The sequence below is a fragment of the uncultured Fluviicola sp. genome (genome assembly GCF_902168135.1).
In the GTDB taxonomy this organism is placed as follows: domain Bacteria; phylum Bacteroidota; class Bacteroidia; order Flavobacteriales_D; family Crocinitomicaceae; genus Fluviicola.
Genome location: NZ_CABHOL010000002.1, coordinates 1 through 19156 on the forward strand (window position 1 = coordinate 1; position 19156 = coordinate 19156).

14 protein-coding genes and 1 pseudogene are annotated in these 19156 nt (G+C 42.0%); 12 read left to right on the forward strand and 3 right to left on the reverse strand.

The genetic code is table 11. From position 1 onward, the window contains the following. The 8 genes from QZT69_RS00080 to QZT69_RS00115 all read left to right on the forward strand — a co-directional run. The coding region (locus QZT69_RS00080) for a baseplate J/gp47 family protein (RefSeq protein WP_294669232.1) at positions 1 to 2551 on the forward strand (2551 nt) is incomplete at its 5' end. Between the two features lie 12 nt (positions 2552 to 2563). Further along, on the forward strand, positions 2564 to 3295 hold the full coding sequence (locus QZT69_RS00085) for a hypothetical protein (RefSeq protein WP_294669235.1): 732 nt from the start codon (positions 2564 to 2566) through the stop codon (positions 3293 to 3295). 3 nt (positions 3296 to 3298) lie between these two features. Next, positions 3299 to 5251, forward strand: coding sequence for a hypothetical protein (locus QZT69_RS00090; protein ID WP_294669238.1), 1953 nt, complete (start codon positions 3299 to 3301; stop codon positions 5249 to 5251). Next, positions 5248 to 8157 carry a contractile injection system tape measure protein gene (locus QZT69_RS00095; protein WP_294669241.1) on the forward strand — a complete coding sequence of 970 codons (2910 nt, stop codon included), beginning with the start codon at positions 5248 to 5250 and terminating at the stop codon, positions 8155 to 8157. The genes QZT69_RS00090 and QZT69_RS00095 overlap by 4 nt, the downstream gene beginning before the upstream one ends. A 55-nt stretch (positions 8158 to 8212) precedes the next feature. Beyond that, complete coding sequence (locus QZT69_RS00100) at positions 8213 to 9055, forward strand: HNH endonuclease (RefSeq protein WP_294669243.1); 843 nt, start codon at positions 8213 to 8215, stop codon at positions 9053 to 9055. 15 nt (positions 9056 to 9070) lie between these two features. Further along, positions 9071 to 9601 carry a DUF4157 domain-containing protein gene (locus tag QZT69_RS00105; protein WP_294669245.1) on the forward strand — a complete coding sequence of 177 codons (531 nt, stop codon included), beginning with the start codon at positions 9071 to 9073 and terminating at the stop codon, positions 9599 to 9601. A gap of 7 nt (positions 9602 to 9608) precedes the next feature. Further along, positions 9609 to 10916 carry an ATP-binding protein gene (locus QZT69_RS00110; RefSeq protein WP_294669247.1) on the forward strand — a complete coding sequence of 436 codons (1308 nt, stop codon included), beginning with the start codon at positions 9609 to 9611 and terminating at the stop codon, positions 10914 to 10916. A gap of 7 nt (positions 10917 to 10923) precedes the next feature. Further along, a complete protein-coding gene (locus QZT69_RS00115) occupies positions 10924 to 12222 on the forward strand; it encodes a hypothetical protein (RefSeq protein ID WP_294669249.1) in 1299 nt (432 codons plus the stop codon). A 215-nt stretch (positions 12223 to 12437) separates the two neighbouring features. Here QZT69_RS00115 and QZT69_RS00120 read toward each other — a convergent pair whose 3' ends face one another. From QZT69_RS00120 to QZT69_RS00130, 3 genes are all read right to left on the reverse strand, one after another. Beyond that, positions 12438 to 13466 (reverse strand): DUF4852 domain-containing protein, encoded by a 1029-nt coding sequence (locus QZT69_RS00120; RefSeq protein WP_294669251.1) that lies wholly within the window; start codon positions 13464 to 13466, stop codon positions 12438 to 12440. 248 nt (positions 13467 to 13714) lie between these two features. Beyond that, positions 13715 to 14605 (reverse strand): hypothetical protein, encoded by an 891-nt coding sequence (locus QZT69_RS00125; protein WP_294669254.1) that lies wholly within the window; start codon positions 14603 to 14605, stop codon positions 13715 to 13717. Between the two features lie 11 nt (positions 14606 to 14616). Then, on the reverse strand, positions 14617 to 15522 hold the full coding sequence (locus QZT69_RS00130; protein ID WP_294669256.1) for a tetratricopeptide repeat protein: 906 nt from the start codon (positions 15520 to 15522) through the stop codon (positions 14617 to 14619). 164 nt (positions 15523 to 15686) lie between these two features. Here QZT69_RS00130 and QZT69_RS00135 point away from each other — a divergent pair, with 164 nt between their 5' ends. The 4 genes and pseudogenes from QZT69_RS00135 to QZT69_RS00150 all read left to right on the forward strand — a co-directional run. Next, positions 15687 to 16370 carry a hypothetical protein gene (locus QZT69_RS00135; protein WP_294669258.1) on the forward strand — a complete coding sequence of 228 codons (684 nt, stop codon included), beginning with the start codon at positions 15687 to 15689 and terminating at the stop codon, positions 16368 to 16370. A gap of 901 nt (positions 16371 to 17271) precedes the next feature. Next, a complete protein-coding gene (locus QZT69_RS00140; protein ID WP_294669261.1) occupies positions 17272 to 18027 on the forward strand; it encodes a histidine kinase in 756 nt (251 codons plus the stop codon). Then, positions 18024 to 18668: a response regulator transcription factor gene (locus tag QZT69_RS00145; RefSeq protein ID WP_294669262.1), complete on the forward strand. Its 645-nt coding sequence runs from the start codon at positions 18024 to 18026 to the stop codon at positions 18666 to 18668. The genes QZT69_RS00140 and QZT69_RS00145 overlap by 4 nt, the downstream gene beginning before the upstream one ends. Positions 18669 to 18794: 126 nt before the next feature. Continuing rightward, a pseudogene (locus tag QZT69_RS00150) lies at positions 18795 to 19156 on the forward strand (carboxylesterase family protein); the annotation flags it as partial.

A 19156-nucleotide genomic window follows, 5' to 3' on the forward strand; every position in this document is an offset into this window, starting at 1 on the left:
AAAAACACTGAAAGCTATTGAACCGAAATTGGTGAAGCTGGAATTACTGAAGCTGAAAATCGAAAAATTAAAATACGAGAAGCAACAGCTGGAAAAATCGGATATGCACGATCCGAAAATGAAGGAACGCCTTAAATGGGTCAAACACGAATTATCCAAACTCAAACTAAGCCACTTAAAAGGCGACAAGCTCTTGTTCACCCGCCAGGAACTGCTCAAAATGAAACTGGACAACCAGGAAATGAACCGCATTCGAAGAGTCCGTCAGACTATCCGGGCCAACATTTTCACCAACCTGTTCTACATTACTATCAGTACCCCTACCGGCTGGACAAATGTGACGGTTTTCGAGGTTAAAAAAGACACTACCCGGAACCGGTTGATCCTGAAATTACTTCTTCCTGAAGAATTTCCTTCCACATCCGGTTGTACGGAAGAAGTACATCGATTTGTCTCTGAATTCCCGGCGATCCAGATCCGGCTAAATTTTGATGCATGGCTCTACCCTTTCTCCTGGATTCATAAACTATCGATCCAGCGCATCCTCATCCGCACCAAGGTAGAAGGAATCAACGATCTGCAGGTTTATAACGAATTGGGTAAAATCGATAATACGAAATCATTCCCCCCTTTCGGGATCAATACTTCCGCCGGGACCTGGATGGTTATCGGGAACTACGAAATGGCCATTAAAAACACGAGCAGCATTGACGTTTGCATCAAATGGAACCAACTTCCACTGCATCCGAAAGGAATGAAAGGACACTATGCCGCTTATCCCGGAAACATTGATAACGACAGCTTCAAAATACGGACACGCTATTTAAGTGATAACAGCTGGTTCCCAACGACCTGGAAAAGCAAGTTCAACTTATTCCGTGATGCTGAAATTGAAGACCCGACAACAGCCAAAATAGACAAGCCTGTTTCGGATGAAAGCGATTTCAAAAAGATATCCATCAAAAAAATGGTTCCGTTCGAACTTTCGGAAGAAGCATATAAATACACTATTAAAACGCGAACCGGCTTCATCAAGTTAACCCTGGAAGAACCGGATATGGGATTTGGGAACCAGGAATACCGCGATTTGTTCACCGAACGAATGATGATGAAGAAATGGAGAAAAAGAAGGTTGCCGGTCTTACTTCCTCCAATCTTCCCGCATGTTGAGAACATGACCCTGGATTACAAGTCGGAGGACATCATAGATCTGCGTAAAAACACGCGAAACAGCAATGTCATTGTAGACCAGCTTCACCCATTCGGGGTGGTTTCCTCGCTGGATTCCAGCACGAATACAGGGATTCCTTTTGTATTCTCACAGGAGACAGACGCCAGTATTCTTATGGGATTCAAACATGTAAAAGGCGGTGAAGTGTATTCAATCTTCCTGGTTTTTGAAGCAATCAGTAATGAAATGACAGTGGATGATATACCCAAAATAGTGATGTATTGGGGTGACGGATACTACTGGGAAGAAATTCCGCGCGGCTTCATTTTGAAAGACGACACCAAGCAAATGACTGTCAGCGGAAACATGGTTTACAACTTTCCATTGCATATTCCACCGAACTTATACGATAAAGAAGGAATCTTATGGATCCGCACCGGATTTGCAAAGAATCACGAATTTGTGCCTGAAATTCGCGCTGTTTACAACAATGCAGGTTTGGTAGTGCTGGAAACAGACGATGCTTCGGTGGAAAAAATGCAATCGTTCAAAAATTCGAATGGTCCGCTTGAACCGGAGAAAAAACTCCCCGGAATCACGAGTATTGAGCAAATAACTTCTTTTTACGCCGGACAGGAACTGGAAGATCTGAAAAGCATGCAGGCACGGGTTTCCGAATACGTAACCCACCGCGGAAGAGCTGTTACTGCACGTGATTTCGAATTACTGACCCTGCAGGAGTTTTCTGATATCGGCAAGGTACTCTGCCTCCCGAATACGAATATCAAGAACAGCAAACAGGGGGTTGTAACGGTTGTTGTCATTCCGCAAAATAAGCTCAAGACGATTGACAACTCCAAACCAATGGTTCCATCCGGACTGCTTTCCAGGATTGAAGATTATTTGAGTGCGCGTGCATCGAAAAACGTCATTGTAGATGTCATCAATCCTGTTTACGAGGAAATCCAGGTCAAGTGCGTCATCCGACTGGTAGACAAGAACCAGGTGGTTTCTTTGGAAGCCATCCAGGAAATTTGCGATAACTTCATTGCTCCCTGGCAGGCAAAAGATGTGCTTCCGAAATTCGGTGAACCTATTCATGTGTCGCGTATTTACAATGCAATCAAAGAGATTGATTTCGTGGCTGAAATCGACTATTTTGCCGTGATCCGTGTATCGCAGGATAATACGGAGGCCGGTAAACGGAATTATTATCACTTATACAAACTGGAGGATGAAGAACAGGTCTTAATCCCTAACAAGCCTTACAAACTATTCGTTCCGTCAGAAACGCACATTATACAAGTAGAGGAAAAAGGAAATACTGCCGATCCATACGGCTTAGGCGACATGGAAATCGGGAAGACATTTATCCTTTAAAAAAACAGCATCATGGCAATCAGAAACAGAAATACATTAATTGAAGGTTTTAGTAAAGGACAGCGTCCTACTGCTGATGATTTTAAGAATCTGATCGATTCAACCGTGAATATCCTGGATGATGGTTTTTCAAAAGATGCTCAATCCGGAATAAAGCTTGCCCCTATTTCCGAGCAGGAAGGTACTGTGATGACCTTTCTTCAAAACATGACCGATGACATGGGTGGGAAATGGGAATTCGCCATATTGAATAACGACATGAAAATCAGTCACGTCAATGATACCGGCAAAGGACAATCGATCCTCTTGAAACAAAACGGAGAAATTGAGATCGGGAAAGAAGGCAGTGACGTAACCATTAAAGGAACCTTACATGCCGAACAGCGCTCAGGCAGAACGGTTACCAAAAAAATGATTGCCAATGGAAAATGGCAGGATTTGACCGATTACCTGGAAGGAATCCACGCTCTGGAAGTCATTTGTGTCATGGGAAAACGCCACACCGGGAAACATGCCGTTTTAATAGCTCATGCCACCCACTGTTTCGGGGCCAAACCACGCATTCGAAAAGTCAGGTCGCACTTTGGCATTTTTGGAAACAAACTACTGATCCGCTGGGTAAAATCGAAGAATGACCGTGCCTGCAAACTACAGGTTAGAACGCGCTTCATGCTTGGAAATGAAATTATTATCAGGGGATCCGTTACTTCACTTTGGGACAACCCGTTACTGGAAAATTTATAAGCTATGTTTATCCGAAAACGCGAACGTAAGGACAATTTTTACCAGGAGCTCCAGGAAAAAACACTGGAACGTCTGCAGGAATTAAGCGGAGATGTCTGGACAGATTTCAACATCCATGATCCCGGCGTGACTATTTCGGACAACATGAATTATGCGTTGTTTGAGCTTCAATATAAACTGGAGCTTCCCTTCCGTTCATTCCTTGGTCCCGATAGCGATCACTATATAGACAAAGGAATTTTACCGGCTGATCTGATTTTTTCGCATTCAATTGTCACAACCGATGACTATGAAAAATTGTTCCTGGATGGAGTACTCATGACGGTCGATGTGATGGAAAACAACAAAAAGGTTTCAAAAAAAGTAAGAATCCTTGAAAGCTGCCTGGTCAGTTTTTCGGACGGTTTTTACACGGTTAAAGCATCCGTAGCACTCAATAAGACGGCTATAACCAGCGAGGAGCATATCAAAGAAGAGATTTTTGAGCTCTATCATGCAAACCGGAACCTCTGTGAAGATCTGCGCTGGGAAGATATCCAGGTCCTGACGAAAGTTATCGGCAAACGAAAAAAAGAAGCGGAAGAGAGCCCCATCCGGATTGAAACAACTTATGAAACGGACACTTCTGAAAAACCAATCAAAATACACGATTACCATTCCTTCCAGTTGGATTTTCCGGATGCTTATGGAATCGGGCACCGCGGACTTCCCCCGGAAGCTAATAAACGAAACGTCGCGCATGTACGCCAATTGAAAGGGTATTTGCTGATGATGGATTTCCTGATGGCAGATGTTACCGAACAGATCCAGAGCACCCCTCAATTGATCAGTTTTACAGAACCGACGCCGCCGGGAACAGTGTCGCTGGTATCCATTCCGGACATCGATCAGGTAGTAGACCCTGTTAAGTTCAAAAAAGGCAATCAATTGCACTCGAACACCGCTATCCAAAAGAAAAAATCGGGATTTATAGATATCCTGGACACCTTGTACGGTGAGGACACTGCTCAATTGTTCCAGGATTTCCAACCATCCAAGTCCAAACATAATTACCGGGCTTCACTTACCCGGGAACTTCCGGAGCTCAACAGGAACCGTTTCCGGTCTTTCAACAAATTAAAACCAACAGAAAGCAACATTGTATTTAAAGAACTCTTCTCCCTGCTTCACGGCCATAAAATTGAGTCTGAAATCCCGGTGCGCGACCTGCTAAAAAAGCATGAACTGGACCTTCTTCCGGATTCTGTTTTCTTTGACCAATACGAAGTATACCTGGATATCGGACCGATTTCGGGAGTTTTCTACAATCCTATTTTCAACGAAACACCTCAGAATATACCAACCCAGGAAATGGATTGGAGGGAAGAATATTTCGCTTCCCTCCAGGCGGAGATCAGTTTGATCCGCAGAAATGCACTATTTGAGAGCTTGCTGGAAGTTGGTGCAAATGCAGGAAATTACCGCATGATCCAATTGAGTGAAAACGGCCGCTGGATTTTAGTATTCCGTTACCCCGGCAAAGAAGAATGGATGATCCTCGGAACTTACAAAACGCGGGACCATTTGATTCGTTCAGCCAACCGTTTTTGGGCCTTTATGCGCTTTTTGAACCCGGAGAGACACTTGTTTTACCTGGTTGAACACCGGCTATTGCAATATATGTACCCGCGTAAACACCGGAGAGAAGGAAACACATTATCTATCATTGCTTCCAACCGGTTTGAGCACAAAGAAATGTACGACCATTTGAAGCAATTGCTGCGTGAGCGTCTTCCTGCACATTTGAGTATTCAATTATACCAGGTCAAACCGGACCATATTTACGATTTCGAACAAATCTATTTCAAATGGCGTCAGGCTTTGTCAGTACGGGACACTAAAAAAATAGTCCATTTCTCAGAGTCTATCCATGCATTTCTCAGAGTCAGTGAAGCATTCTTAACCGACATCCAATGAACAGTATTTCATCCATAGCGCTCCATATTCAAGCCAGTGATGAACAGTTTGTTCAAAATTGGTACCGGAACTTCGAGTTTTTTGCTGAAAAGCACATTACAGCTGTTGCCGACCGGGTATTGATGCGCTGCGACCAGTATGGTTTTGAAATTGAGATCTCCAAACTGGACATTGATCTGGGGACAATTACAGAAGATGATTTTGAAAGAGATTTCGAAAACCTGCTGGAGGAAAAACTGGAAGAAAGCCTGTTGAAAGAAATCCTTTATCCGACCAGGAAAGAAGATAAACGCCTGGAAGAAGCAGATTATCAATTGGAAGCTTTAAAACATTTCCTGCTCCACGGAACATTTAACTGGAACCTGGCAAATCGATTCGGGAACATCACTGAATTGTTTCAGCAGGTCTTAAAAAACCGCGCAAAAGAATTGACTTCATTTTTGAAATCTTACGGGCATTTCACCTCTTTGCAACACCGGTTGATCTACCAATTTGAAGATTCGGCCTTATTTGAAACAGTGAAACTTGCAGCACCTTCAGAGTTCTCATTTATCCAGTCGTACATTGTATTTTTGCGCATCAAATACGCAGAAGTTCCCGATGTTCCGATCCGTGAAGAAGAAAGGCGCATCGTTGTCTGGAAAGTAATCTTTGCTTACATACTGAGCAACCAAAGCGCTGCTTTCAACAAAAAGCTTTTTGTACGTGAAACAATCGGGAACCTGGCTTCCCATATCAACATAAGCTACGGAGAATTATTAAAAATCGTGACTTTCTTCCTGGATGAAGGATTCGGAAGTGCCATTCCATCCGGTTTACAAATCATTCTACTGGAACTGAAACAGGAAGAAAACACCTCATTTAGAATGCTGCGGGTGCAAAAACCGGAAGAATGGCCGCATATTCTTCGCGAGATAAAAACTTCCAAAAACATCGTCAAACTGCATGAAAATGAGTTGGACCAGCTCCGAACTTTGCTCGAAAACGAAAAAAATGTCCTGCAGATCATCAAACCACTTCGGGAAACCGAAATTTTCGACCTTGTGCGATTACTTGTCCCTGCTGATGCTCCTTTTGTGATCGAATATGCACAACATTTAAATAAACAAAACCAAAGCGGGGCTCTCCAGGGGAAATCTAGCGGAGAATTCATGCTTTTCAAATGGCAGGTAATCCTTCCGTTGCTGGCACTTTCAAAAAGTTCGGCTGTTAACCGGGAATATTTGGTCTGGCAGGTTTTCAAACGGCTTTCTGCACATTATAACATTGAGATCTGGCAGATCATTTCATTTGCTTACAACGAAACAAGCAAGTGGAAAGTTCACCAGGAACTTCGCGAGATCATCCGGCAGTTTTACCTGGAATTGGTTCAGGGAAAACCCAAATCGGAGCAAACCAAGACCTTCGATTCAATCAACTTCCAGCTTCAGCTATTGGAGAAACGAACGAAACTGAGTAAGGACCAGCTTCGGGAATTGAAAGTGAAATTAAGTTCTTCCGCCTACCGGGAATTGCTTCTGGACCGTTTGGGAGAATCGGCCAGGCACCGTCTGCTTTCCATTATCATTCCTTCCAAAGCCATTGAACTATCGGCATTCATGTATGTGTTGAACCACTCCGGAAAAGACGCAAAAATCGAAGGCCGTGTTATCGGTTCCATTCAGCGTTTAAAGTGGAGTTTTCTCTTCGATGTACTGGAAGAGGTAAAAAGCCAGGTATTCAACCAGGAACACATTGTTCAGCGTATTTTAGAGAGAACCGGTGCACATTACAACCTGACTTTGAAACAATTGGTGGATTATTTCTATTTAGATTTCAGAAATTCAAATTTCTCCTTACCTTTTAACCTGTTTAAGATCCTGTCTTCCATCAAGTTGAAGATCGAATCGAATGGAAATCACGAGCAGGAAAGGCTTAAATTCTATTCGAAAAAGCAGTTGGAGAACAGAAAGATATTGGTACACTATTTCACTGAAAATGCGCAAAATATGCCGATGATCAATGCTATTTCGCAAAACCTGGAGTGGATGGATTTCCTTTCACCGATCCTTGATATCACCAAGCGAATGGTTGATTTTATTCAACGCAAATGGAATATTCAAATTAATCAGCAGCTCCTGCTCCAAACTATTTTCAAGTTCTCCAAAAACGCTTCTCACCGCAGTCAAAAAGAATTACTGGCAGAACTATGGAACCTGGTACAAAAAAGCTTAAGCCGTACACAGAAAATCAGGGTTTTGCGTGAATTCATTCATCCGAATGAGCCAGAAATGCTCCTTAAGGAATTAGGCAAAATTCTTGAGAAAGATCTGGGCTTAACAGATACAAAAAAAGAGGACCCGGATTTAGATGAAGAAGAAAATCCGGAAGAGATTGAGGAAAAAGCCGATGAAGAAACAGATAAAAAAGTCCAGTTTGTAGATAATGCAGGAATGGTACTCCTTGCTCCTTTCCTTCCACGTCTTTTTACAATGATGGAATTAACGGACAATGGAAAATTCAGGGACCGGGACGCACAGATCAAAGCTATTTTTCTCACGCAATATGCCGTTTTTGGAGATGGAGAATTCCCCGAATACGCGTTGCAGCTGAATAAACTCCTGACCAATTTCAAGACGGGAATTCCGCTGCCCAGAAAATCCGTTCTGACAAATGACGAAAAAACCATGGTTGACGGTATGCTGGAGGGCGTTTTACAAAATTGGGGCCGTCTGGCAAATACAACGGTTTCGGGTTTGCAGGAAGGATTTCTCCGACGGGAAGGAAGACTGGAAGAACTGGAAGACACCTTTTCACTAACTGTTGAAGCAAAAGCATACGACATGTTACTGGACCATGTACCCTGGAATTTCCGGACAATCAAATTCAGCTGGATGCAGAAAGCACTGCAGGTGAAATGGAGATAAAAAACAATTGAGAATTGAAAAGTTAAAAGTTAAAAAGAGACGGCTAAAAGACAGCATGAATGTAAGTAAGCAACATATAAATTCAGGAAAGGATCAATTGATTCAGTCGAGGGCACAAAATCAGGCTGATACCAGCACTATTCTGCAGGCTTATAAGCAAGGACCGGTCCAACTGAAAGCGGGATCTGCAACTAGTCCATCCGGTAATGTCATTCAACGATTGCCAATTACCCGATCAATCTCTAAAATCTTATCCGAAACCAAGCTCAATTCAGCTGAGGATCTGGAAGACATTAAAAAGTTTCTCATACACCGGGGATACCAGGATCGCCTGGATGAGATCATAGGCAAATTTATAGATGGCGATTTTAAGGTATCAGAGGAAGATTCCACGGTAAATGACGCGGATGAAGAAATAATTAATATAGTTGATCATCAGGGGCTGAATAATTATGAGGATGAAAAAGCAAACGATCAATATATTGAAGAAAATGGTATTACCCAATTCGCACGGAAACCGAACGTTGTCTCCGGTCCGAAGAGTTATGGCGCTTACAAAGATGTTGCCTACAAAACGGATGATAAAGGCTGTATTGATTTTAGCACAACACATGGAGTACCAACTGCATGGAGTGATCCGGTGGACCCGGGCACCGAAGTAGAATTATCCAAGGCAGGAAAAACGATCAATACAAAAGACCGCGCACAGCACTTTGCAATCGGAGACCATTTATTGGCTAAAGCTAAATTCGGTTCTGGTGGGAAGGCTTCACAAATAACGAACTATCGAAAATCAAAATGGACCTGGCATCATTTAAAGGATCCTTATAAAATGGTATTGGTAGATATGCTGGTTCACGCAAAACACGGCCACAATGGTGGGGTGCATATTTGGTAATTAAAAACAAAGCTTATGAAAACACACGCAAACACAAAACAGGCAAGCGGTCCTGCTGTTCAGGCAAAGGCAAAGAACCAGGCAAATGAAGGTTCTATTCTTCAGGCTTACAAAAAAGGAACTGCTCAATTGGCATCCATGGACGAGGAAGAACCGCTCCAGGGAAAATTTGAGACGGCGCAGCTCGAAGGTTTGGAGGACGAAGAACCTGCCCAGCTTAAAGAGAATAAGACCGGCTTACCCGACAACTTAAAATCAGGAGTTGAAAGTTTATCAGGGCAAAGCATGGACGATGTAAAAGTGCATTACAATTCTCCACAACCGGCAGCACTTCAAGCTCACGCCTATGCACAAGGAACGGATATTCACGTTGCCCCGGGACAGGAAAAACACCTTCCACACGAGGCCTGGCACGTTGTTCAGCAGAAAGAAGGACGCGTTCAGCCTACCAAACAACTGAAGGAAAACACCAACATCAATGACGATGTAAGTCTTGAAAATGAAGCCGACGTCATGGGTGCAAAAGCAGCTCAATTAAACAAGTAATTTCCGAATGACAACGTCCATCCAATATTTCCAAACCCTGCTCCATTCGGCGCTTGCTCTTTACTTCGGACAGGAGAATGAGTACCGGTCGCTGGAAGAAATTCCTTTTCCTGAAGGTGATGAGCTTTCCAATTGGACCGGAAAGGAACTCAATTGGGAAGAAAAAATAGCTCTGCTGCTGGCGCTAATGCCTCATGTGAGTCCGCAGAGCCTGGATTTGTTCTTCATTTTGAATAAAAACCTGGACCGGCCCTACACGGAATTCGGAGGGTGGAAAGGAAATTCCCACAACGGATTCTTACCTACCGGTGAAACACTTGCTTTTTTAATAGCACTGAATTCACCGGAAAAGCGAAAAGTGGTGGTAAACCTATTCGACCAGGAACATTGGTTCTACAAGGAAAATGTCATCCGTTTGGAAGGACAGGGGCCCGGGGAACCTTATTTAAGCGGAAAACTGTGTGTTTCGGACGAGTTTCTTGCGAAAGTATACCGGGATGGAAATTACCGCCCGGATTACAACAGCGACTTTCCGGCGCGACGCATGGAAACCAAATTAAGCTGGGAAGACCTGGTTATTCCTTACAACCTCAAAGAGGAACTGGAGCAAATCACCCAATGGCTGGAACATGGCAGCACCATCCGGGAACGCTGGAAACTGGATAAATTTTTGAAAAACGGTTACCGCTGTTTGTTCCACGGCCCGCCGGGAACCGGTAAAACACTGACAGCTTCATTGCTTGGAAAGCAGCATGGAATGGATGTCTACCGGATTGATTTATCGATGGTTGTTTCCAAATACATCGGTGAAACGGAAAAGAATCTGGCGAAAATTTTCGATCGGGCCGAGCACCAAAACTGGATCTTATTCTTTGATGAAGCCGATGCTTTATTCGGGAAGCGTACCGAAACTTCGGATTCCAACGACCGTCATGCCAACCAGGAAGTTGCTTACCTGCTTCAACGTATTGAAGACTTTCCCGGAATGGTGATCCTGGCTACAAATATCAAGGACAACCTGGACGAAGCTTTTTTCCGCAGGTTTCAGTCTATTTTGTACTTCCCGGTTCCAAACCAGCAGCTTCGTTACGATTTGTGGCAGCGATTAATTCCACAGGAATGGCTGGATGATCAATCGGAAGAACTGCTGCGCGAAGCCGCAATTATTAAACTTTCAGGAGGAAGTATGCTCAACGTGGTACAATCGTGCGCACTGCAGTTGTTCGACCCGAAAAATTCCAATAAACTGAATTTGGAAATGCTGAAAGAGACCATTAAAAAAGAACTGGAAAAAGAAGGAAAACTCGTTAATTAAGAATGGAATGATGAAGTATATTGCAGGATTATTACTCGTATTTGTGATTGTTTTCCAGTCGGCAGGACAAGGTCAGCGCGGGCAGACCTACGTTGCCCCCTGGGATATTCCCGCATTGGAAGATCCTTACTTTTTCGAGCCTTATTTCGACACGATCTACATTCACGACACGGTATATGTTTCCGATGCGGATGCTTTTTTAAAAAAATACTACAGGGAAAAAATTACCCTGAACGAGCTTATCAAAAACCAGAAAATACTCGACAGTATTTTACAGAATCTCAGCAAAGTATCCGGTAAAGAATTGTTTTACAATTATTTTGGCAACCATCGTTTTCCAAGAGCTTTATCAAACAGCATTTCCATCAAAGAGTTCTCACTGGATACCGACCTTCAGTTTAAAAAACTTCAGTTCAATGCCGGAGTTCCGCCGGTCGGATCGCTTAGCAACGAACTGCTGTTCCGTTTTACCGGTACACACCGCACCAATCGATTTCTACGGAATGAAGAAGCCCAGGTACGGGCAATTTCCTACATTTTCAAAACATTACAGGAAGATACGGTAAAAATCAAGTCCATTAACCTCTACTTCCCCGACTTCAATTTCAAGGAAAAAAGAGCTATGGCTCAGTTTGTGAAATCCGTTCGAATGGTATTGAACGCAGCAAAAGATTATGACATTTCAGCAATGAAACTGAAAATTTTCTTTCACAATCAGAAAGACCCGGAAGTAATCGATGAAGGTTTTCTATACAGCCTGATGATCATGGCCAGTGAGGTTGTTTTACTGGACCCAACCAATGTTATTGATGATTATTACGTGGAAGGAGATCCTTTTTCGAAAGACGATATTGAAAATGTAGGTCTGTTTACGCGAATGAACAGCCATTTTTACCTGGCGCGATTCACCAATGGGAATCCGGAAATACGGGACACACTCACTGACTTTTCAGTGGGTTCTATCCACGACATTGCACTGGGCGACATTCCTGAAAACAACTGGGAATCTTACCTGTGGTTCCTGATCGGATTACTGGCCCTAGTGATTGTTATCGTACTACTCTACTTCTTTTATCCGCCGTTTTCCTACATCCTGAACCAGAACCTGGGAATAGTACTGGCTTCTGCCGTGGTTTTTACCATCGAATTTTTCATGCTTGCAGGAGTTGTGTTCCAGAATATGTGTACGGAAGACGAAAGTACATCGCTGAATGAAAACCCTTCGCTGCTATTCTGCATGCCGATCCTGATGGTGGTGGTTTTGCCATTGATGCGCCAGTTTTCGAGGAATAAGAAGCTTCCGTAGACAGAATGAGAACGGAAAAACAGAATGAGGAGAAATAAAACCGATTAATTTTCAAGGTTTTTGATCATTATCCAGTAGGATCAAATGAATTAATTCCTTTGATTCCAAATAAAGATTTTTGCCTTTTTACAGACCTCAAGACTAAAAATCAAGTATCTCAGCAGAATCACCTACCTTAAAGAATTTTCGCTTAGAAATGCCAGAAACGTTCTTCGTCATTTCCTTTTCATCCCGATGTAATTGTAGTTCTTGTTTTCAGAATCTACCACCGAGATTTCCAGTATAGTGAAATGCAGGATGTTGATTCCCGGATTATCCGCTGTAACCATTACCGTTGGGTCTTTGGTGATTGATGTACAGATCGCTTTGACCTCTCCGAATGATTTCCTGTTCCCGTTGTAATCCGCTGTATTCACATTCAGGAAAAAATCTGCATTTGGTTTTGCTGCTTTGATGGTTGAAAAGACTTTGTAATTATCGAAAAGCACTTTACTGTCGCTCGCATATTTCAAAGGTTTTGATCCATAAGCATCCGGATTGTCGAAGACCTGGAATTCTCCTTTTTCAAAGAGGTATTTATTTAGGTAAACCGGTACACGAATAATAAAGGTGTCTTTCAAATTCACTTCTTTTCGGGCTGCATCCAGTTTTTTAATCCATGCCGCTTTTTCTTTTTCAAATTCCTCCTGGTTGAATTCATAGGCTTTTCCTTTTGCCGGATCGGCCAGTTTACAATACTTAAATGCGTTGTCAGCAGAAGTTTCTTTACTGTATTCGAGGTTCAGCAGAAAGATCGTACGGTCGTCCAGGTACTCCAATCCTTTCGGATTAAAAGGACTTGTAAAAACAATGAGTTCTTTCGCCTGCAGAGCCTTTTCGACAGGCATGAACAGCACCAGGTTATTCGGTCCCTGCAATTCAAACACGACGGAATTCTTAAAATCAAACGTGCAATGCTCCCCGAATGACAGGATATTCTTAATCACGCATTTGGATCCGGCAATTACGGTATCTAACTCGCTGTAACCACAGACATTTTTCTTGTTTTTGACAAAGATCCCGATATAAGTTTTCTTTGCACTGAATACGTTCTTCCCCATGTCCCCGATGACAATCGTATCTCCTTTGGAATAGGTACTTTTCGAAACGGTTGACTGGTACTTTTTCAGTTTCTCTGCTTCCTGTGCAAAGAATGAATGGATTGAACCGGTAAAAAGCAGGATTAACAAGAATATATGACGCATAATTTCAGGTTTCTTTCTCAAAAATAAGTATTTCGGCGGGATATTGCCGAGCGGTGAATGCCGGATGATGTGTAAAAATGATCCCAGGTTTTCAGGATAGGCAGATTTTCTTACGCTCAAAATTCTCACTAAACATTAGTCAAAACATGATATCATGTTTTCGTTATCTCACGAATGTTTACAGATAGCTTTCATCACTCAAATGCTTCCGCATATGAAAACTCAACAATTATTTAAACATCTGAGAATTACTCCACCCCTTCTGTCTTTATCTCCATCGAACCCTTCTGCCAGGTATGCATGTTGGAAGTACTCCAGCTTCGAACAGATTGTGGGAACCTGCTCTGAAGACTATCGTGAAACAATTTTGAAGAAATGTGTTTGAATCTCTTATCCCCATACCTATAACTGTTATTGACGATTGCAGGACCGGTAACATCCAGTAAGACCGCACCAGTAAAATCGGAATTTTCATAGATGATCAAACGGGTCTTTTCAGGAATCGCAATACCATCAAGTGTGTGTGCTCCAGAATTTTTAAGTTCCCTTACGATATCTGAGTAGCGTCCTGGTTTCAAAAAATCGGAATACGGATCTTCTATATTGAATGCCTCGCTGGTCCATTGTGCTAGCGAAGACACATCTGACATGAGTGCTCCGGTAAAATGCACTGCGTAGGCACTGATTGTATTTGTGTTTGTAGCAGATGGCACTAGTTCTGCTTGTAAACGTATTGCTTCATCTTTTTCGAGTTGTTCCTTTTCCTTTTGCTGTTTTGCACGAAGGGCTTCAGCTTCCAATATGCGGTCTTTTGCGTATTGATCTTCCCGTTCAGTCAAAATTTCTTTATAGAGCAGTATGGCATCATCATACTGTTTAAAGATCATAAACTCGTCTGCTTTATTAATGAGTTTTTTATAATCCGTCTCAGTAAACCCGCGCTTTTGGCCTGTTTTCTGATTTGAGGTTCGTACCTCGGTGCGAATGGCATTGATTATCGCAACAGCTTCGGAGGCATTACCCGAATTTTCCTCTCCCCGAATTACTAAACGTTCTTCCCCGATAACTGTCTCGGATGCATTTTGTGAAAAGACGGCAGCAGAACAAATTATTCCTAGTAGCGTAACTATTATTTTCATTTTATGAGGTTTTAATTTACTGTAATCTCCATGGAGCCATTCACCCAGGAATTCATATCACTGGGACTCCAGTTCCGTACCGATTGGGGGAATTTACCCTGAAGCGGCTCTGCAAATTCCCGAACCTGGATCTCTGAAGAGTTCCCCTGTGCTTTTTTGCTTACATTGTTAATAATTGCAGGCCCTGTGATATCCAATAGCTTCGTCCCTTTGAAATTTGGCTCGCTGTAAATGACCAAGTGTATATTTTCCGGAACTGCAATCCCGTCCAGCGTTTGATAATTGGAATAAACCAGGTAATTATTGATTAGCTCGTATTTTCCCGGATGTATAAAATCGGAATACGGATCATTGAAGCACGCCTTGGAAGTCAAATTCTCTTCCCTTCTGTCGGAAATCAACAAACCGCTAAACTGGACTTGTTTCCAGCGAGTCTGATCTGCTGTAGCATCTTTGAGTTTTTGCCGTGCATACGGGACTTCTTTTTTTGCCAGGGCTTCCGTATAAGCCGTTATTGCGGCTGAGAAATTCAATTGTTTGTACAAACTATCTGCTTTATCTACCAGCAATTGATATTCTTCCCGTTCTATACGAGCCAATTCAGTGCGGCATCTCGCTACCTGATCCCGGACGTATTGATCCTGCCTGATTTGTGAGGCTTGGTTATAAGTATCCAATGCTGCCTGGTACTGACCCTGATCAAAAAGCTGATCTCCCTGCTGAACAAGGTTGCTGTATTCCGCTTCCCGTTGTTCGATCTCTTGTTTTTCTTTCTTGTACTCAACCGCCCGAACAACTTCTCTGCCTAAGGTTGAAACGGCATTCACAACCTGGTATGCACCTCCGGCCCCGATATTGAATTGTCCGAATAGCTTGGCAAAAGAGAAAAGCGTAAAAAAAAGTAACATGTATCTCATAAGCTGCTGAAAAACGACTAATTAGCAAAATTAATGCCAAAAATCAGGCTGATCAACAATATGTACAAGACTTGATTAGCCAGGTATTTAAAGAAATAATTTTACATTTACCTGACTGCAAAAAAGAGATCATCAAAACGGAATACATTCTATATCTTTTAATCGTGCTTTTAGCAGTTTTATCAGCTGCAATCCTGCTTCGTTTGTTGCGCAAGTCTGCTTCAAGACTTCCTCAGAAATGGGCAGCCTTAACAGATATAAAGACTTTTAAAAAAGGCATTACACTTCTCCTCATTTATTTATCCATTGTCTTCGTAGGTGAATTGATTGCAATCTTATTAGGAACCAAGGGCATTTACAACAGCTACGTCATGAGCCTGAGCACCTCGTTATTTACTCCCTTTCTATATGGTTTTTTATTTCTTCATACACACACGACCTGGAAACGCTATTCTTATGTCGTTCTTTATATTGTTCTCTTAAGCTACTTTATCTCGGGGGGCTATTATCATCCGAGGTCTGTGTTGGGAGGCACTGCCATTCTGGTTATTTATATTCCTCTTTTTCTGGCCGCACTTATTCATTTGACTGATCTGCTTCTTGCCCCCCAAAACACCTGGTTTAAGTTTCGCTTAAGGTTGACCTTAACCATGTTATTTTCTTCTGTTGTTTCGTTGATAATCCAATCTTTTGAATGGTATTATGAAGATGAGTATAACTCAAGACCAATGATTGTTTTTTACATAAGTCTTTCAAATATCGTTCTGTATTATAGTTCCCTAACCCTCATTTTTCTGTCGGAATCCATCAAACTTTACAGGAAACAGCGGCTCATTCAAACCAAATAACAACCATGCCTCTTCAATATTACATTTACGTAGCAGGAATGGGACTGAGTGTGGTTCTGGCGGCACTTTTATTACGGGAAAGTAACAGATCTGCTTCTAAACTTCCCGAAGCGTGGAGAAAAACCCGGTCTTTCAAAAAATTCCGATTGAGTATATGGTTTTTAATGATCTACTTGTTTCTTAATCTTCTTAGTGAAATAATCGCAATCTACCTTGCTTTGCACCAGATATATAACAGTTTCATATACAGTATCGGTCACACGTTGTATTTTCCATTCTTTTTGTTCTTTTTACACTGCTTTACATACACACGCTGGAAAAATTATGCTTATTTCATTTTATATGCAGTTGTTATTGTATACTACATTTTGGGAGGCTATTATCACCCCCGCTGTATATTATCTTCTGAATCTTCCTTACTAACTAACGGCACTCATTTTATTTCTATTATTTTACTCTTGACTGATTTACTCTTGAGCCCCAAATCGGACTATTTCAAATTCCAATTAAGAATCTGCCTCACCTTTATGATTTTCAGCATCTTTGCTGCTATATTAACATCAGCTCAATGGACAAATACTACTGACCACAAAATGTTTTCGGATCTTATTTTTTATTTGCATTATTTCAACTCAGTGGTTCTTTATTATGTAATCTCCCTGATTTTTTTACTCGAAATCACAAAATTGCGTAGGAAGCAAGTGAAAAATGCTTAGAACTAAGCATATCCAATCTCTTTGATCACTGTACCTTTGACCAGGTATAAAAACATTCACCGATTTACTTCATTTCACCACCTTACCAAAATCATTGCACCGCAGGATAAACAGAAGATTTCCTGCGGTTTTAGTTGTTATTTCGTGCTGAAACAATTAAACCGTAAAAAAACTATTTTTGAGACATGGATCGTGTTATTTTAATCATCTTAACGGTTGTTATTCTGCTCCTGATCACCTTTGGGATAGGGATTTATATCGTGATAACACGTTTGTACAGGCAGCTTCGAAAAAGAGAAGCAGAAGCCATTGAGTCCATTATTACCGCACAGGAACGTGAGCGGGCAACTATTTCCAGGGAAGTTCATGATAACCTGGGCCCGATGCTGTCCATCACTCAAATGCAGATCGGTTACCTGCAGGAACAAACCGAATTGGTGTCCCAGAAAGAATTGTTAACCAAAATACAAAACCAGTTGCGGGAAGCCATTCGTCAATGCCGGAATATCTCGCACATGATCTCATCTGAAGTGAATTCTGCCAAATCCTTTCAAGCCGTACTCCGGGAACAGGCCGCATTTATCAATGAATTCGGAAATATTGCCATTCAATTGTCTGTTCCGGAAAATCTCCCGTCAATCGATCCCGATAAAGGTACTTCACTCATCCGGGTTTTCCAGGAACTACTGGTCAACACGATACGGCATGCCGAAGCCACAGAGGTTTTTATAGAAATCGAAACAAATCCGGAATATTTGTTTTTCAACTACCGGGATAATGGCAAAGGATTTCAATTGAAATCTGTAACAACCGGCTTAGGAATTCAGAACATTACCAAACGCATTGAAATTGTAGATGGAAGGCAAGTTTGGAATGAACAAAAAGTTGAGTCCGGCATGAATTTGCAAGTTATGATCCCGCTTCATAAAATTAGTGTATGAAAATACTTATTGTCGACGACCATTTTGTGTTCCGTGAAGGAATTCACCTGCTCTTAAAACAATACAACCCTGTTTTTGAGATTGCGGAAGCTTCTAACGGAAGAGAAGCACTTTCACTTCTTAGAACCAGACCGGTGGATGTTATTTTAATGGATTCTGAAATGCCTGAAATGAACGGAACAGAGTGTTTGAAAGAGCTGAAACAGAGCAAATACTCAGATATCCCTGTGATTATGCTTACCATGCACAATCAATTGAACCACATGATGCAGGCGTATGATCTGGGCGCAAACGGCTATCTGACTAAAGATTCCTCCATCAAAGAAGTGGTACTTGCAATTGAAACCGTAACCCAGGGGGAAGAGTATTATGCTGCAGCAATTCGTACCCCGTTCCTGAAAGAACTTAGTAAAAGGGAACATACTTTTTTCGATAAAACCAATAAGCTAACCGTCCGGGAGATTGAGGTACTGCAAATGATTTGTCGTGAATTCTCTACCGAAGAGATTGCTTCAACGCTCTTTGTATCCCCGCTTACCATTAACAACCATCGCAGAAGCCTCATTTCAAAAACCGGAGCTAAGAACGTTGCCGGATTGGTAACATACGCAATCAGAAACGGGTTATTTGTAATCGAATAAAGTAAATTCCCGTTTCGTATTCTTTTAAGAAAAAAGGCGCAAATTCCACTACAAAACTTAGAAACCCGGACGGACCATTTTGGACTTCAACTAAAAAGGAAGTATTTTAGTAGAAAGACTTCAACTATGCAATTGAATTTCAATTCTTTTAAAACACTTCTCACCCCTGTTATTTTCGGATTGCTGATTGTTTTTTCAGCATGTAAAAAGAAAAATCCCGGTGCTGAAACGGACTATGATGTAACACAAGCATACAACCTGCAAAATATTTCGTACGGAACGGACAACCAGCAGAAGATGGATATCTATCTGCCTGCGAACAGGAATTCGAGCACCAAGGTGTTTGTACTGATTCACGGAGGAGGCTGGAGCGGTGGTGACAAAGCGGATTTTACCAGTTTGATGAATTCTTTAAAAACGTATTATCCGAGCCACGCGATCATCAATATCAATTACCGTTTGGCAACCCAGTCCAGCCCTGCCTATCC

Bases quoted from the DNA above. Each gene is read 5' to 3' on its own strand.
- QZT69_RS00125 (WP_294669254.1), bottom strand. From the start codon at position 14,605: ATGAAAATAATAGTTACGCTACTAGGAATAATTTGTTCTGCTGCCGTC.
- QZT69_RS00130 (WP_294669256.1), bottom strand. From the start codon at position 15,522: ATGAGATACATGTTACTTTTTTTTACGCTTTTCTCTTTTGCCAAGCTA.
- QZT69_RS00100 (WP_294669243.1), top strand. From the start codon at position 8,213: ATGAATGTAAGTAAGCAACATATAAATTCAGGAAAGGATCAATTGATT.
- QZT69_RS00105 (WP_294669245.1), top strand. From the start codon at position 9,071: ATGAAAACACACGCAAACACAAAACAGGCAAGCGGTCCTGCTGTTCAG.
- QZT69_RS00120 (WP_294669251.1), bottom strand. From the start codon at position 13,466: ATGCGTCATATATTCTTGTTAATCCTGCTTTTTACCGGTTCAATCCAT.
- QZT69_RS00090 (WP_294669238.1), top strand. From the start codon at position 3,299: ATGTTTATCCGAAAACGCGAACGTAAGGACAATTTTTACCAGGAGCTC.
- QZT69_RS00115 (WP_294669249.1), top strand. From the start codon at position 10,924: ATGATGAAGTATATTGCAGGATTATTACTCGTATTTGTGATTGTTTTC.
- QZT69_RS00145 (WP_294669262.1), top strand. From the start codon at position 18,024: ATGAAAATACTTATTGTCGACGACCATTTTGTGTTCCGTGAAGGAATT.
- QZT69_RS00110 (WP_294669247.1), top strand. From the start codon at position 9,609: ATGACAACGTCCATCCAATATTTCCAAACCCTGCTCCATTCGGCGCTT.
- QZT69_RS00095 (WP_294669241.1), top strand. From the start codon at position 5,248: ATGAACAGTATTTCATCCATAGCGCTCCATATTCAAGCCAGTGATGAA.
- QZT69_RS00085 (WP_294669235.1), top strand. From the start codon at position 2,564: ATGGCAATCAGAAACAGAAATACATTAATTGAAGGTTTTAGTAAAGGA.
- QZT69_RS00140 (WP_294669261.1), top strand. From the start codon at position 17,272: ATGGATCGTGTTATTTTAATCATCTTAACGGTTGTTATTCTGCTCCTG.